This window comes from Streptomyces sp. NPDC006335 (genome assembly GCF_040612795.1).
In the GTDB taxonomy this organism is placed as follows: domain Bacteria; phylum Actinomycetota; class Actinomycetes; order Streptomycetales; family Streptomycetaceae; genus Streptomyces.
This window is the reverse complement of record NZ_JBEXQX010000001.1, coordinates 838,879-852,680: the sequence shown is the minus strand read 5'-3', so window position 1 is coordinate 852,680 and position 13,802 is coordinate 838,879. Positions and strand designations below refer to the sequence as shown.

At 72.5% G+C, this 13,802-nt stretch carries 12 protein-coding genes; 2 read left to right on the top strand and 10 right to left on the bottom strand.

Annotated elements, in window-relative coordinates; translation table 11 throughout:
* Nucleotides 1-49: 49 nt before the first annotated feature.
* Nucleotides 50-1,114 (top strand): MerR family transcriptional regulator, encoded by a 1,065-nt coding sequence (locus ABZ098_RS03885; protein ID WP_356586898.1) that lies wholly within the window; start codon nucleotides 50-52, stop codon nucleotides 1,112-1,114.
* Between the two features lie 8 nt (nucleotides 1,115-1,122).
* Nucleotides 1,123-1,731 carry a class I SAM-dependent methyltransferase gene (locus ABZ098_RS03880; RefSeq protein ID WP_356586896.1) on the top strand — a complete coding sequence of 203 codons (609 nt, stop codon included), beginning with the start codon at nucleotides 1,123-1,125 and terminating at the stop codon, nucleotides 1,729-1,731.
* Between the two features lie 17 nt (nucleotides 1,732-1,748).
* Here ABZ098_RS03880 and ABZ098_RS03875 read toward each other — a convergent pair whose 3' ends face one another.
* The 10 genes from ABZ098_RS03875 to ABZ098_RS03830 all read right to left on the bottom strand — a co-directional run bounded on the left by ABZ098_RS03875 (nucleotide 1,749) and on the right by ABZ098_RS03830 (nucleotide 13,737).
* Nucleotides 1,749-2,336 (bottom strand): hypothetical protein, encoded by a 588-nt coding sequence (locus tag ABZ098_RS03875; RefSeq protein WP_356586894.1) that lies wholly within the window; start codon nucleotides 2,334-2,336, stop codon nucleotides 1,749-1,751.
* Complete coding sequence (locus tag ABZ098_RS03870) at nucleotides 2,311-3,144, bottom strand: FkbM family methyltransferase (protein ID WP_356586892.1); 834 nt, start codon at nucleotides 3,142-3,144, stop codon at nucleotides 2,311-2,313. The genes ABZ098_RS03875 and ABZ098_RS03870 overlap by 26 nt, the downstream gene beginning before the upstream one ends.
* The gene (locus ABZ098_RS03865) at nucleotides 3,141-3,380 is read right to left on the bottom strand and encodes a Trm112 family protein (RefSeq protein ID WP_356586891.1); all 240 of its coding nucleotides are present in this window, start codon (nucleotides 3,378-3,380) and stop codon (nucleotides 3,141-3,143) included. Before ABZ098_RS03865 ends, ABZ098_RS03870 begins: the two co-directional genes overlap by 4 nt.
* On the bottom strand, nucleotides 3,377-4,282 hold the full coding sequence (locus ABZ098_RS03860) for a hypothetical protein (protein ID WP_356587619.1): 906 nt from the start codon (nucleotides 4,280-4,282) through the stop codon (nucleotides 3,377-3,379). The genes ABZ098_RS03865 and ABZ098_RS03860 overlap by 4 nt, the downstream gene beginning before the upstream one ends.
* Nucleotides 4,283-4,306: 24 nt before the next feature.
* Nucleotides 4,307-5,044, bottom strand: coding sequence for a class I SAM-dependent methyltransferase (locus tag ABZ098_RS03855; RefSeq protein WP_356586889.1), 738 nt, complete (start codon nucleotides 5,042-5,044; stop codon nucleotides 4,307-4,309).
* Nucleotides 5,041-6,408 (bottom strand): condensation protein, encoded by a 1,368-nt coding sequence (locus ABZ098_RS03850; protein ID WP_356586887.1) that lies wholly within the window; start codon nucleotides 6,406-6,408, stop codon nucleotides 5,041-5,043. Before ABZ098_RS03850 ends, ABZ098_RS03855 begins: the two co-directional genes overlap by 4 nt.
* Nucleotides 6,405-10,598, bottom strand: a complete 4,194-nt coding sequence (locus tag ABZ098_RS03845) for an alpha-(1->3)-arabinofuranosyltransferase family protein (protein ID WP_356586885.1) — start codon at nucleotides 10,596-10,598, stop codon at nucleotides 6,405-6,407. Before ABZ098_RS03845 ends, ABZ098_RS03850 begins: the two co-directional genes overlap by 4 nt.
* On the bottom strand, nucleotides 10,595-11,272 hold the full coding sequence (locus ABZ098_RS03840) for a class I SAM-dependent methyltransferase (RefSeq protein WP_356586883.1): 678 nt from the start codon (nucleotides 11,270-11,272) through the stop codon (nucleotides 10,595-10,597). Before ABZ098_RS03840 ends, ABZ098_RS03845 begins: the two co-directional genes overlap by 4 nt.
* A gap of 101 nt (nucleotides 11,273-11,373) precedes the next feature.
* On the bottom strand, nucleotides 11,374-12,555 hold the full coding sequence (locus ABZ098_RS03835; protein ID WP_356586881.1) for a glycosyltransferase family 4 protein: 1,182 nt from the start codon (nucleotides 12,553-12,555) through the stop codon (nucleotides 11,374-11,376).
* A 192-nt stretch (nucleotides 12,556-12,747) separates the two neighbouring features.
* Nucleotides 12,748-13,737 carry a DUF3068 domain-containing protein gene (locus ABZ098_RS03830; protein WP_356586879.1) on the bottom strand — a complete coding sequence of 330 codons (990 nt, stop codon included), beginning with the start codon at nucleotides 13,735-13,737 and terminating at the stop codon, nucleotides 12,748-12,750.
* Nucleotides 13,738-13,802 lie beyond the last annotated feature (65 nt).

The following is a 13,802-nucleotide window of genomic DNA, read 5'->3' as shown; positions in this document are numbered from 1 at the left end:
TCCCCCTCGGTGAAACCCCACCATCCAGGTGAGGAACGGAGGAGACCCCATGGAGTGGCTGACGATCGGCGCCTTCGCCCGGGCGTGCCGTCTGTCGCCGAAGGCGCTGCGGCTCTACGACGAGCTGGAGCTGCTGCGTCCGGCACGCGTCGACGCGGACACGGGCTACCGCTACTACACCCCGGACCAGCTCGAACAGGCCCGGCTGGTGGCCTGGCTGCGGCGGCTGGACATGCCGCTGGCCCGCATCCGGACCGTGTGCGCACTCCCGCCCGCTGCCGCCGCCGGCGAGATCCGCGCGTACTGGGCGGGGGTCGAGGCGGAGACGGCCGTACGGCGGGACCTCGCCGCGTTCCTCGTCGACGAGCTGACGGCCGCACCGAGGAAGGACACCACCATGCTCGAACTGCGCTACTGCGCCCACTCCGATCCCGGCCGGGTGCGCCCCGCCAACCAGGACACGGCCTACGCGGGCGCCCGCCTCCTCGCGGTCGCCGACGGCTACGGCCCGGCGGGCGCCCCCGCCAGCAGCGCGGCCGTGGCGGCCCTCCGATTCCTGGACCGCGCCGAACTCCCGGCCGGGAACGTCCTCAACGTGCTGGAGGACGCCGTGCACGGGGCGAGCGAGGCGGTACGGGACGTGGCCGCGGGCACCGACGAGAACGGCACCACCCTGACCGCCCTGCTCTGGACCGGCTCCCGGCTCGCCCTCGTCCACATCGGCGACTCGCGCGCCTACCTGCTGCGCGGCGGCGCCCTCTTCCGCATCACCCACGACCACACCGTGGTCCAGTCACTGGTCGACGAGGGCCGGCTGACCGCGGAGGAGGCCGTCACCCACCCCCAGCGGGCCCTGCTCCTCAAGGCCCTCACGACCGGCACCCCGGATCTGCGACTGCACGACGCGGAGCCCGGCGACCGCTATCTGCTGTGCTCCGACGGCCTCTGCGCCGTAGTCCCCGACCCGGCCATCCGCGACCTGCTCACCGCCGCCCCCGCCCCCGACACGGCCGTGCACACCCTGGTCGAGGCGGCGAACACCGCGGGCGGCCCGGACAACATCAGTTGCGTGGTGGCCGACGTGGTGGAGACGGCGGCCCGGCCTCCCGCATGATGACGGGCATGTCGATGTCCGGAACCGACGCGTACGACAGGGAACCCCACCTCCCCCCGCTCGTCGAGCGGGCCCTGGCCGCGGCCCGCGACCACGGCTTCCCCCACTCCTGCCGCCCCGAACAGGGCCGTCTGCTGCACGCCCTGGCGGGCGGGGCCCGGGGCCGTGTCGGGGAGACCGGCACGGGCTGCGGGGTGGGTCTGGCGTGGCTGGCCTCGGGAGCGCGGGAAGGGGTACGGCTCGTCAGCGTCGAGCGTGACCCCGAGCGGGCCCGTGTCGCCGCCGAGGTGTTCGCCGACCGGTCCGACGTGCGGATCCTCCTCGGCGACTGGCACCGCATCGCGGACTACGGCCCTTACGACCTCCTCGTCCTCGACGGCGGCGGCACCGGCAAGACCCCCGGCGACACCCCGGCCGACCCGACCCGTCTCCTCACCCCGGGCGGCAGGATCGTGGTCGACGACTTCACCCCGGCGTCCCACTGGCCGCCCCGGCACGACGGTCACGTGGACCGTCCTCGCCTGCGCTGGCTGGAGCACCCCGCCCTGGACACGGTGGAGCTTCCCCTGGCCGAGGACCTGGCCACGCTGGTGGGGACGCGCCGCCGGAAGGCCTGACGTACCCCCCGGGGCGGTCAGCGCACGGTCAGCCGCTGCAACAGGCCCCAGGTGAACTCGGCCACCACCTCGCGCCGTACGCCCTTCTCGTCCGGGGCCGTGAACGCCAGGCCCCAGCGGGTGGGGGCCGTGCCCTCCAGGGGGCGGGCCGGGGGGAAGGCCCGGGCCGCCTCGTCGACCGTGCACGACCAGGGGGTGAGGTCGGCGAGGGTGCGCAGGGAGGGCCCTTCGGTCCCCGGCGCGCGGATCAGCCACTCGTTCCAGACCGCCCCGGTGGGGGACAGGAGGACCTCGAAGCGGAGGTCCGGCCAGAGCGGGACGGGCCAGAGCAGGGCCTCGCACTCCAGGTCGCCCACCGTGCGGGTCAGGACGGTCTCCGGGGCGCCGAGGACCGAGCGGTACCGGGACGCGGCGGCGCGGGCCCGCGGGGAGCGGACCATCGCCTGCCAGCGCTTGTTGGCCTCCCGCATGTCCGCGATCGACGCGCCCAGCGCACGCCGGGCGTCCTCCACCGGGCCGGGATTGTGGTCGGCCATGCGGCGCAGCAGGACCAGTTGGAAGTCGTGGACCGTGAAGGGGCTAGCCGGGGGCTTTCCGGAGGGCATGGTCCCCATCGTCTCCCACGGCACTGACACCGGGGCGGCGGCCGTCGGGGAGGAAGAGCACCGAGTTGATGTACCGGGGGCGGCTGAGGAAGGGCAGGACCCGGCGGAGCAGACCCTGGCTGACGACGTACGAGGCGGTCTCCTGGTGGGCCTCCAGGGGGAACCCGGACAGCGGGACCCAGGTGGAGCGGGGCAGCACCCAGCCGGCGTAGCCGAGGAGGGCGAGGTAGGTGACGACCGGCGTGATCGGCTGGATCCGGGACTCCAGTTCGACGAAGAGCGCGGGCCGGTCGCGCGCGAGGATTCCCGTCGCCCCGCGCAGCACCGCCAGCTCGCTCCCGTCCACGTCGATCTTGATGAAGCCGACGTCCTTCAGGTCCAGTTCGTCCAGCGTGACGCAGCGGACGTCCAGGGCCCGGCCGTGGATGTCCCGCCGGACCAGCGAGGACACCCCGCGGTCGCCCTCGTCGCCGGGCGGCAGCCAGAGCCGGGCGGTGCCCGGGCGGTCCGCGGCGGCGGCCTGGACCACCTGGACGTTCGCCGGGGCCGCCGAGGTCAGCAGCCGGGCCAGATGGGGCACCGGCTCGACGGTCACCACCTGCCGCGCCCGCCCCGCCAGCCGCCGCGTCCACGGCCCGTACCAGCCGCCCACGTCCACCGCCGTCCGGCAGTCCGCGGGACACAGTTCGGCCAGCCGCGCCAGCTCCGGCTCGAAACGCGGGTACACCGCCCGCGCGGCCGCCGCGACGAGGCGGGTGGGCAGAAGGGGCGCCACTCTCGCCGCCCAGGTGCGCGTCGGCCCGGTCATGGGGTCGTCCCGGGGGTCTGGGGGGAACCCCCGGTACAGCGGCGCAGGAGGTCCTCGTGCTGGTCGTCCGTCACCTGCTCACCGGAGTCCGGCAGCAACTGCGGGATGCCGTCGACGATCGGGTAACGGCGGTGCAGCCGGGGGTTGTAGAGGGCCTCGTCCGGCGGTACGAGGTGCAGGGGGCCCTTGTCGAGCGGGCACGCCAGGATCCGCAGCAGCGGGTCGTCGGGGTTCATGGTGGCGTCAACTCCTTGGTGCCGACGGCGGGTTGGGGCGCCGGATCATGCTTGGGCATGCTCAGCAGTACGGCCACGGCGAGCACCGTGCCGGCGAGGCGCAGCGCGAGCCGCAACGGGTCGTGGGGCAGCGACTCGCCGAACGAGAGCGTGCCGAGCACCGCGGTGTACAGACAGGTCACCGTCGTGCACACCGGCACGATCAGCGACGCTCGGCAGCGCTGGAGCGCCGCCTGCGACATCACCAGGCCGAACGCCCCGGTGAACAACAGGAGATACGGATACGGGGAGCCCAACAGCTCAACCACCGCGCTGCCGAGACCAGTTGAGGTCAGATAGCTCGACACTCCCTTGATCGCCAGCGAGCTGACCCCGTACAGCAGGCCCACCGCCACGCCGTACTCGACGCCGGTCGTCGGCATGCGGTGCCGGTGTCTCGTGCGCCGCTCGGCGGATCCGTACAGCCACACGCCCGCCGCCAGCGACGGCACGCACACCAGCAGGATGAGCTGGTACGGGGCGTCCCGGCTGACCCGGTCCGAGCCCTCCTTCAGGGACAGCACGACCATGAGGAGCGCGGCGAGGATGGCACCCAGCGCGTACCGCTCCCGCCCGGTGGTCTCCTCGCCCAGCAGTCGCGCGGACAGCAGCACCAGCAGGACCAGACCGGAGACGAAGATGCCCTGCGCCGCCGCGATCGGCAGGGTCCGGTAGACCGCGAGCTGCGCCGCGAACCCGGCCGCCAGGGAGAGCGAGCCGCCGATCCACAGCGGGCTTCTGATCACCAGCCCCAGCAGACGCGCCGGTTGCCGGATCGTCACCTCCGGCAGGGCGGTGAGCGCCCGTTTCTCCAGCACGAATCCCACGCTGTACAGGGTGTTCGCCAACAGGGCCGCCGCCACTCCCCACCACATGGTCCACGCCCCCTAGGTCTTACGCGCGTGCAGCAGCAGGATCGACGCGAGCGAGGGTCTGGCACACGCCAGCCGGTCCAGTGCGCGCAGCGGACGCGGCACACCGTGGAAGGGCGCCCCCTCCAGCCGTACGACGTCGAAGCCGGCCGCCGCCACGAACTCCCGCAGAGCACGCGCCGTGTACAGCCGCAGATGCCCCACGACCTCCCGGCCCGGCCGGCCGTGGATCGCCCGCAGACTCACCTCCGAGAACACCGGCTGGACACCGGCCAGCAGCAGTCCGCGGTTGTACCAGGCGGCCAGGTTGGGGGTGGACAGCATGAGATGGCCTCCGGGGCGCAGGATGCGGCGGATCTCGTCCAGCGCCGAGTCCGGGTCGACCAGATGCTCGACGACCTCGCTGAACAGCACGGCGTCGACGGAACCGTCCCTGAACGGCAGTCCGGCGCCGGTCAGTTCACCCCGGACGGCGTACGGCAGCCTGGCGCGGGCGCGCTTGAGGGCGTCCTGGGACCAGTCGACGCCGACGATCCGGTGGCCGGTGAGGAGCGGGGCGGCGGTGGCGGCCGCAGTGCCGTCGCCGCAGCCGATGTCGAGGACGGTGCGCCCGGTTTCTCCCGGGGCTCCGAGCGCCGCGGCCAGCATGCGGGCCTGGCGCAGGGAGCGGGGCGTGCCGGAGGCGACCGGGACGGCCGGATCCTCGTAGAAGTCCCTGAGGCCGCCGCGGCGCGGGGGCGCGGTGGTGTTCACGGGGCCACCTCCGTGGTGTGCAGATAGTGCTCGAACAGGTCCCGCAGATGGGCGCCGTCGCCGTGCCCGAGCAGGGCCCGCGACCAGCGCAGGGCGAGGTGCAGCCGGCCCGCGGTCGAGGCGGTCGTGACGGTGAGGCCGCGGGGCATCCTCGCGGGCGCCGAGAACCACACGGCGTGCGCGCGGCCGGCCTCCTCGCCGAAGTCCAGCGGGTACGGGACGCGGCCGATGTTGCTGAGGAGGGTGGTGGAGGTCCAGGGGGCGGCGGCTCTGCGGAGACCTCTGGTGAGTGCCGCGCGCCAGGTCACCGGGGTGACGGGGGCGGTGAGGAGTCCCGCGCCGTGGCCGAGTTGGGGACGGCTGAGGGATTTGAGGGCGCGGGTTCGTCGGGCGGTGCGGCGCAGGAGGTCGGGCATGTCTTTCGGCGCCTGCGCCAACTCACTCGGGGCGAACGGGACTTCCACCAGTCGGGTGCCGTTTCCTATGGGCATGGTCATGTCCCTGGGGCGGTCGTCCACGGGCATCGTGATGCGCAGGGGGCGGGGGGTTTCTCCGTGTTCCCTGTTCCAGTGGGCGATCGTCAGGGCGGTGGTGATCATGAGCTGGTCGTTGACCGTGTAGGGGGAGCCCTTGGGGCGGTGGGGGAGGGGGAGTTCGGTGACGAGGAGGCCGTTGCCGGGGGAGTCCTCCGGGGTGCCGGGTGCTACGCGGGCTGGGCGGGTCCAGTTGGAGGGGGTGTCCTCCGGCGGTGCGGGGGGTTCGGGTGCGCGGGTGGGGGCTGGGGCGGGGGAGTTGTCCTTGCCGCCGTAGATCTCTGCGGCTGTGGCGAGGATGCGGAGGCAGGCCGGGCCGTCCAGGGCTGTGTGGTTGATGGTGAGGAAGAGGACGGTCGTGTTTCGGGTGCGGGCGAGTGGGGGCTTGTCGCGCAGTTCCCCGCGCCCCCGGGCGGGTGGGTGCAGGCCGACTCTGTCTGTCGCCTCGCTGCCTTCTGCTGGGCCCGCTCCCTCCACCACCTCCAGTCGGATCGGTGGGGACAGTGACAGTGGGGGTGCCTCGACCAGTGCCCTCGTTCTCGCGTCCCGTAATGCGTTCGGACCCGGTTCCGGAAAGCTCACCACCTCCACATCCGGTTCCGCCGTCAGTTCCCACTCGTAGCGGCGCCGGTACCAGCTCCCCCGGGCCTCCCGCATCAGGATCCGGGGGTGCCGGTGCAGGGCCTCCAGGAACGCCTTCCGCAAGCGCGCCTGATCCAGCCGGCCCGGCAGGTGCACCTCGATGTGGACCGTCTCCGGTTCCTCCTCCTGGAGGCAGTGGCGGGACACCTCGTCGACGACCGGGAACGGGATCCGTGCGGGAGGCGTCATGCCGGTTCGCCCCTTCCCTTTTCCGGCTGGACCGGCGGGAGTTGCTGGGTGGGTGCCTCGGACCCGGGAGGTGCCTTTGGCTCCCGGACGCTCACCAGCGCCGCGAACAACCCGATCAGCGCCAGCAGTTGGGCCGCGTGTCCGAAGGCGCCGTCCCCGGCGCCCACCGGCTCGCCCGCGCCCACCGCCGCGGCGATTCCCGCCCCGGCCAGGGCCACGAACGCGATCGGGACCAGGAGGTCATGCCGTCGGTACGCGAGCAGGGCCAGTACCGGGACCAGCAGCGCCAACCACCCGGCGATCACCACACCGATCAGCGTGAGCGCCACCACCCCGAGCCACACGCCCGGCGCCGGAGGCACCGGCTGCGGCTCGTCGGGGTTCGGGGAGCGCCTGCGCCACAGCACCAGGCCCACCAGCACCGCCAGCGCGACCGCGCTGCCGATCAGCGCGCCGTCGTACGTCGTGGCGGGCTCGTACGACAGCTTCACGGTGCCGCCCGCCCCCGCCGGGACGCGCCAGCCCTGCTGCCAGCCGTCGAGTCGTAGCGGGGAGAGGGACTCGCCGTTCAGCGTGGCCTTCCAGCCGTCGTTGTAGTTCTCGTACGTCGTCAGGTACGAGGCGGCGCCCGACCCCACGGTCACCTCGCGCTGATCGCCCAGCCAGTCCCGGATCCGCAACTCCCTCGTGAGCGCGGTGGGTTCGGCGATCGTGCCGCGGGTCAGGGTGATGTCGGTCAGGGCGAGCGGCCCGGCGTCCCCGCCCTCGACGACGTGCTCACCGGAGGCGAGCGACAACTCGGCGTCCGAGCGGCCCGACTGGCAGAGCGTCACCGTCAGTTGGCGGCGGTCGGTCAGGTCGCGGATCCGGCCCGACACGCCCGTCTGGTAGAGCTTCCCGTCGACCGCCAGCACCGGGCCCTTCCCGCACGGCAGGGAGAACGTCCGGGTGGGCTTCGGCTGCGGGGTCCGGTACTGGTCGAGGGCCGGGAGGTAGGCCTCCGTGAGGCCCACGGGGAGCTGGAGGTCCTCGTCGGCGACCGGGTTGTGCAGGACCAGCGGGGCCGTCTTGGTGATCGTGATGTCGAGGCGGTCGGTGGTGATCGCGGGGAAGCGCACCGCGCCGTTCTCGTCGACCCCGGCGACCGTCGCGCCGTCGGGCGAGGTGATGTCGACCTCGGTGGGCCGGGTGGAGAGGCCGCCCGCGGGTGCCAGCACCACCTCGGAGATGGGCTGCTTGCCGTTCCAGCTCAGGTGGATCGTGGGGCGGTCGCCCGCGATCCAGGCCGTCGTGAGGTCACCGTCGGTGAGGTTGCGGGCGGACAGGCCGGTACCGAGGGTCGCCGTGGAGTCGGCGGTCGCGGTGATGCGGTTGCGCTGGTCGGGGGCGACCTCGTACAGCAGCCTGTCGAGCTCCTCCCCGCTCACCGGCACCGCGCTCGCCTTCACCGCGTACGTTCCCTGCGCCTCCGTGGTGAAGCGGCGGTGCAGGCCGGCCTCCGTGCCGGTCGGGGAGATCCCGGCCGGGTCGGGGACCCGGTGCAGGGAGACGACCTCGGCGTCGGAGTCCGCGCGGTCGGCGTCGGTCGGCAGCCGCAGCAGCCGGGTCACCTGCACGTCCGGCAGGTCGATCTCGGAGAACCCGGCCCCGGCGAGCCCGGTCCGCCGCGCGACCGAGTCGACGATGGTGAGCTTCATCCAACTCGTCGCCCCGGGCGGTGCCTTGACGCTCTGCGTCGACCCGTCGGCCCGCAGGAAGCTGGTCCGCGACCCCCGCTCCGTCTCCACCCGCACCTTGGTCGCCGCCGACCGCACGCTCTCCTGCGGCAACGGCGTGACCTTGAACGACGAGGGCATGTCGTACGCGGGATCCGAGAGGCCGATCCGCAGCCACTGCCCGTCCGGCGAGCCCGCGACACCCTCCGCCCAGGCGGTGTCCGGGTTGCCGTCGAAGGCGTTGACCGGGTCGAACTGCGGCAGGTGGAAGAGCCAGTTGCCGTACGAGGACGCCGTCACCGAGCGGGCGCCGCGCAGTTCCGCCACCGTCTGGTGCGCCTGGCCCGTCGTCGGCAGGATCTGGTGCGGCTTCTCACCGGCGTCCTGGGCGGCCCCGGAGGCGTTGCGCTCGTCCTCGGTGTACGTGTACGAGGTGTTCGCGTTGACGAGCCCGAAGCGGGTGTCCGCGCGCCGCAGCCCGTCGCCGACGATCTGGAGCGGCGGGGTGCCGAGCCCGGGGTGGTTGTCACCGGTCAACACCGTGGCCCTGCCCCGCAGTTCGGTGGCGAGCGGCAGCAGTGACTCGGGTCCGCCGGACATCTGGGCGGTGTCGGCGACCGGCAGCAGGCCGGCCTGTCCGGGCCGCGGCACGTCCTCGCTCGCCGGACGGTAGATCTCCACCGCCCGCTGCCTCGGGTACAGCCCCTCGATCTGGAGCGGGGTGTCGTTCGCGATCCTCCCGCCCGTCATGAGCGGCCCGAGGCCCGTCACCCGCTCGTAGCCGGACTGTTCGAGGGCCCGCTTGACGACCGAGGACGACACGGTGCCGATCTGGTCGGGGTCGAGGTCGTTGCGGACGACGACGTAGTAGACCCCGGCCCGGCTGAGGTAGTCGGCCAGTCCCGGGATCTCGCCGCCGGTCATCAGCGCCTGCTCGACCGCGTCCGTCATGCGCCGGTTGCCGGGGGTGCCGAAGGGGACGTAGTCGCGTTGCGCCCAACGGGACTCGGCGAGGACGTCGAGGGGCTGGTCGATTGGGGAGCCCCAGGTGTAGATGCCGTGCGCGGTCGCGGGGACGACGAGGGCGCGCGAGTCGGGGGAGTACTTGTCCAGCCAGTCGGCCGTGGTGTGCCAGTACTTGGGCAGCTGCTGGAAGGAACCCGGGTTCAGGATGGAGCCGTTGAGGTACGGCCACATCAGTCCGGGGAGGATCAGGACGGCCGCGACCAGCGGGGCGTACCGGCGGCCCCTGATCTCTCTCGCCCCGCGCGGCTCGGCGGCCGTGCCCACCAGATGGGCGAGGCCAAGGACCAGGGCGAGCGCCAGCCCCGGCTGGAACTTGTAGATGTTGCGGAAGGGGGCGAGACCGCCGTTCAGCCAGTCCCGCACCACCCCGTGGAAGGGGGCGCCGAACGCGCCGCCGTACCCCGCGAGCAGCACCAGGACGGCCGTCAGCGCGGTCAGCACCAGCCACCGGCGCTCCGGCATGTCCCGCCGCGCCAGGCCTGCCAGACCGAGCCCGGCGGCGAACGCCGAGCACAGGATCACGATCACCGAGGTGGCCACGGTCCATCCGGCCGGCAGCCACGCCTCACCCAGATGCAGATAGGCGACCCAGTTCCCGGCCCCGCGCAGGGCCTCCGTGGCCGACATCGTCTCGGTCGTGGTGCGCGCGCTCTCCACGTACGGCAGGAAGTTCTCGCCGTAGAGGCCGAGCAGCAGCAGCGGGATCACCCACCAGGCCGTCGCGAGGATCACGCCCGGCACCCACCAGGCGATCAGCTTGCGCTGCCGTGGTCCGGGCGGCCGGGACAGGAGGTACAGCCCGACGGGGAGCAGACAGGCCAGCGTGGAGGCCGCGTTCACCCCGCCCATGAAGGGGATGATCAGCGCGGAGCGCAGGGCGGCGATCCGGGCGTCGTACCGCTCGTTCGTCAGGGGCAGCAGCACCCACGGCAGGAAGGCGCCGGGCAGCGCGGCCGCGGAGGTCGAGCCGACGACGATGGTGAAGGTCGGCCACAGCGCGTACGCGACGGCGGCGAGCAGCCGGGACGCCCCGGTGCCGATCCGCAGCCGCTCGGCCAGCCGCAGCGCACCCCAGAAGGCGACCGACACGATCAGCGACAGCCACAACCGCTCCACCAGCCACACCGGCAACTGGAGGGCGTGGCCGAGCCAGTAGAACGGCAGCATCGGCCAGAGATAGCCGACGTACTGGTCCTGGATGCCGCCGAAGGAGCCCTGGTCGTGCCAGAGCTGCCCGAGGTCGGCGAGGAACCGCCCGGGGTCCGTGGTGACACCCAGCTTGGTGTCGAAGGTCTGCCGACCCGGGTGCACCGCCAGGAACAGCACGAAGACCACGGCCCAGAAGCCCAGCAGCCAGCTCCGCGACCGCGGGCCCTCCGGGGGGCCCGACATGGTCGCGGTGGTGGGGACGGCTGCCGGTGGAGGGGCCTGGACCGTGGACGTCGTCATGGTGGACACCGCCGGAGGATGAGGAGGAGGTTCCAGGTGGCGACCTCGCGGATGCCGGGAGCCCGTACGACGGTCTCCGCGAGGAAGGGCCAGTAGCGGGAGCGCGCCGAGACGACCGTGACGTCGTCGCGGGCGCGCACCTGCCGCAGGGTCGGGCCGATGTGCACGGCGAACAGGTTCTCGCCGAGGGTGTGCTTGGCGGCCTTTCCGGTACGGCGCCGGTAGCGGGCGCGGGCCCGCTCGGCACCCAGGTAGTGCCAGGGCGCCCACTCGTGACCGCCCCACGGGGACAGCCAGTTGGTGAACGACACGTAGATGAGCCCACCGGGTCGGGTGACCCGGACGAGCTCGCTGAGGAAGATCTCCGGATCCGCCACGTGCTCCAGGACGTTGGAGGAGAACGTGACGTCGGCGGCCGCGTCCCGCAGGGGGAGCAGGTAGCCGTCGGCGATCACGGTGGCGTCGGGCGGTTTCTCCCCCAGCTCACGGGCGTCCGGCTCGAAGAGGAACGCGTCGGCGCCGCGCCGCCGGAACTCCTCGGTGAAGTACCCGCTGCCGCCGCCGACGTCCACGACCGTACGTCCGGCGACGGGACCGTCGTAGGCCTCGACCTGGTCCACGGCGTCGCGGGCGAGCAGCGCGTAGCAGGACTCGGGGTCGTCCTGCTCGTGCATGAAGGCCCGGAAAAGGGTGAGGGAACGTCGAAACGAGGGGTCCTTTGGTTTTGAGGGGCGCGGGGAACTGCGCGACAAGCCACGACGCACCCGAGGCCCCGTCACGGCCCCCAGCCCCTCACCGCCTCGGCGGCAACAGCCCGGAACTGTCTGACGGTCCGGTGCCAGCGATACCGGGCCGCGCGGTCCCGCGCGGCCTTGCCCATCAGCTCACGGCGGTGTCCCGACAGGGCCAGCGTGCACCAGGCGGCGGCGAACGAGGACTCGCCCCGCGCGAGCACCCCGGTCTCCCCGTCCACGACGGAGTCCCGCAGCCCGGGCACGTCGAAGGCGATCGTCGGCGTCTCGCGGGTCGCGGCCTCGGTGACGACCAGCCCCCAGCCCTCCACGGCGGAGGGGTGGAGCAGCAACCACGCCTCGCACAGCAGCCGGTGCTTCTCCGCCTCGGAGACGTGGCCGGTGAACTCCACGCCGGGACCGGCGAGTTGTGCCAGGCGGGACCGCTCGGGGCCGTCGCCGACTATCACCAGCCGGCCACCGGTGACCGGCCGCACCCGCTCCCACAGTCTCAGCAGCAGATCGATCCGCTTGTACTCGACGAGCCGGCCCACGGCCACGAAGAGCGGTTCCGGCGAGCGGCGCACCAGCGGCTCCGGCTCCTCGACGCCGTTGTGCACGACCCGGATGCGGTCCCGCTCCACGCCGATCGCCCGCAGGGCATGAGCCGTCGACGGGGACACGGCGACCAGCAGACTCCGGTGCCGGGCCGCCGCACCGGCAAGCGCCCAGTGTTCGAGTCTTCGGCCGATCCGGGCCGCGGGGGCCAGGGGCCCGCCGAACCGCATCTTCCACAGGTCGGTGTGCACATGGTTGACCAGGCACAGGGTGGGTCCGTGGTGCCACAGGGGCGCGAGGTACGGCATGCCGTTGCAGACCTCGACCAGCAGGTCGGTCTCGCCGACCTGGCGGGCGAAGGCCGTACGGGCACGCAGGTAGTGGCCGAACTCGCCGCCCGCCGACACCACGCGGTAGTCCCGGTAGGAGGCCGGGCCGCCGCACAGCAGGGTCACCTGGTGGCCGAGCCGGGTCAGTCCGTCGGCGAGCCGGTCGACGAGCAGCTCGGAGCCGCCGGCGGCCGGGTTGTCGAGGTCACGATGGGCGAGAAAAACGATTCGGCGCGGGGGTGGGGGGAGCACCGAGGGGTGGTGCGGGTCGTGCGATGAAGGTTGCCACTGCGACGCCTGGAAAGACGTGCGCAGCGGGTGGGGCACGTGCTGGGGCATGGGTGCTCCAACTCGTCTCAGGGTGCGGAACTCAGCGTTGTTTTCCGGCTGGTTGTGGGGGGACTGAGCGTTTCCTAGGAGGGGGGTGTGGACGGGTTGTGCTCGGGTGGGGTGGCACAGTTTTCGCCCACCCGAACGCCGTGGCTACTCACGTACGTGACAATTTCCGGGCTTATTAGAGCTGACGTCCAGTCACATCGTGAGGACGGGCTGGGGCGTACCGCTCATATCGGTGGACTCGGGGCGCCTGCGTCCCCGTACCACCAAAACGCCCCCCACGGCAGCCAGCACGAATCCGGCCACAGCCGCCCCGATCGGCAACGTCTCACCCACCGCTCGCAGTTGGCCGCTGTCCCGCTTGGCCAGCCGCACGGCCTCCTTCTGGGTCGCGGTGGTGAACGCGATCCGCCGGCTGTCCAGCAGGACCACGGCGTCCTTCTTCGCGCCGGGTGCCCGCAGGGTGCGCTTCGGGCCCACCTGTGCGTAGACGACCCGGCCGGTGCGCTGGTCGACGACCAGCTCGATGCCGTGGTTGGAGTACCACTCCTCGGCCAGCACCTGCGGCCGGCCGGGTTCGCCCACGATCGTGCCCGGCACGAGCCGCGTCCCGACCTTCGCCGGGGCGACCGTGCCGGTGAACCGGTAACCCGTGTACCCCTGAACCTTCTTCGTACCCTGGTAACGCAACGTCACCGTCGATCCCAGGGAGTTGTCCCACCACTGGTAGGAACGTCGCTGCACGTCGAAGGGGAATTTCAGATAGGCCTCGCCCTCGATGTACGGCTTCTCGCCGCAGCAGTGCACCGGCTTGGTCGTCTTGCGGTCCATCACCCAGCGGTGCGGGACGAACTCCAGCGCGTCGTGCGGGTCGGAGGCCGGCAGCGACTTGTCGGTGTCGACGGTGGTGGTCACGTCCCACACCGCGGCCCGGCCGCTGCGCTCGCTGTCCTCGACGTCGGCGCGCACCCGCTGGGTGACGGTGATCCGCTGCCCGGGAACTGTCTCCAGTTCCTCGGTGTCGAAGACGCTGCCCGTCCCGCGGTAGACGGCGGTCTGGTCGATGTCGATCGGATTCACGGCCGCTCGCGGTGCCACGTACCACGCGAGCAACGGCGCCAGTACCAGCAAAAACGTGCCGAGTCCCAGCAGAATCAGGGAGATTGGAGAGGCTGTACGGCGCATCCGGACACTCCTGGGGCGTGAGATGACGGAGTTCGGGCCGCTCTATGGGCCGGAGACCGTAAGGC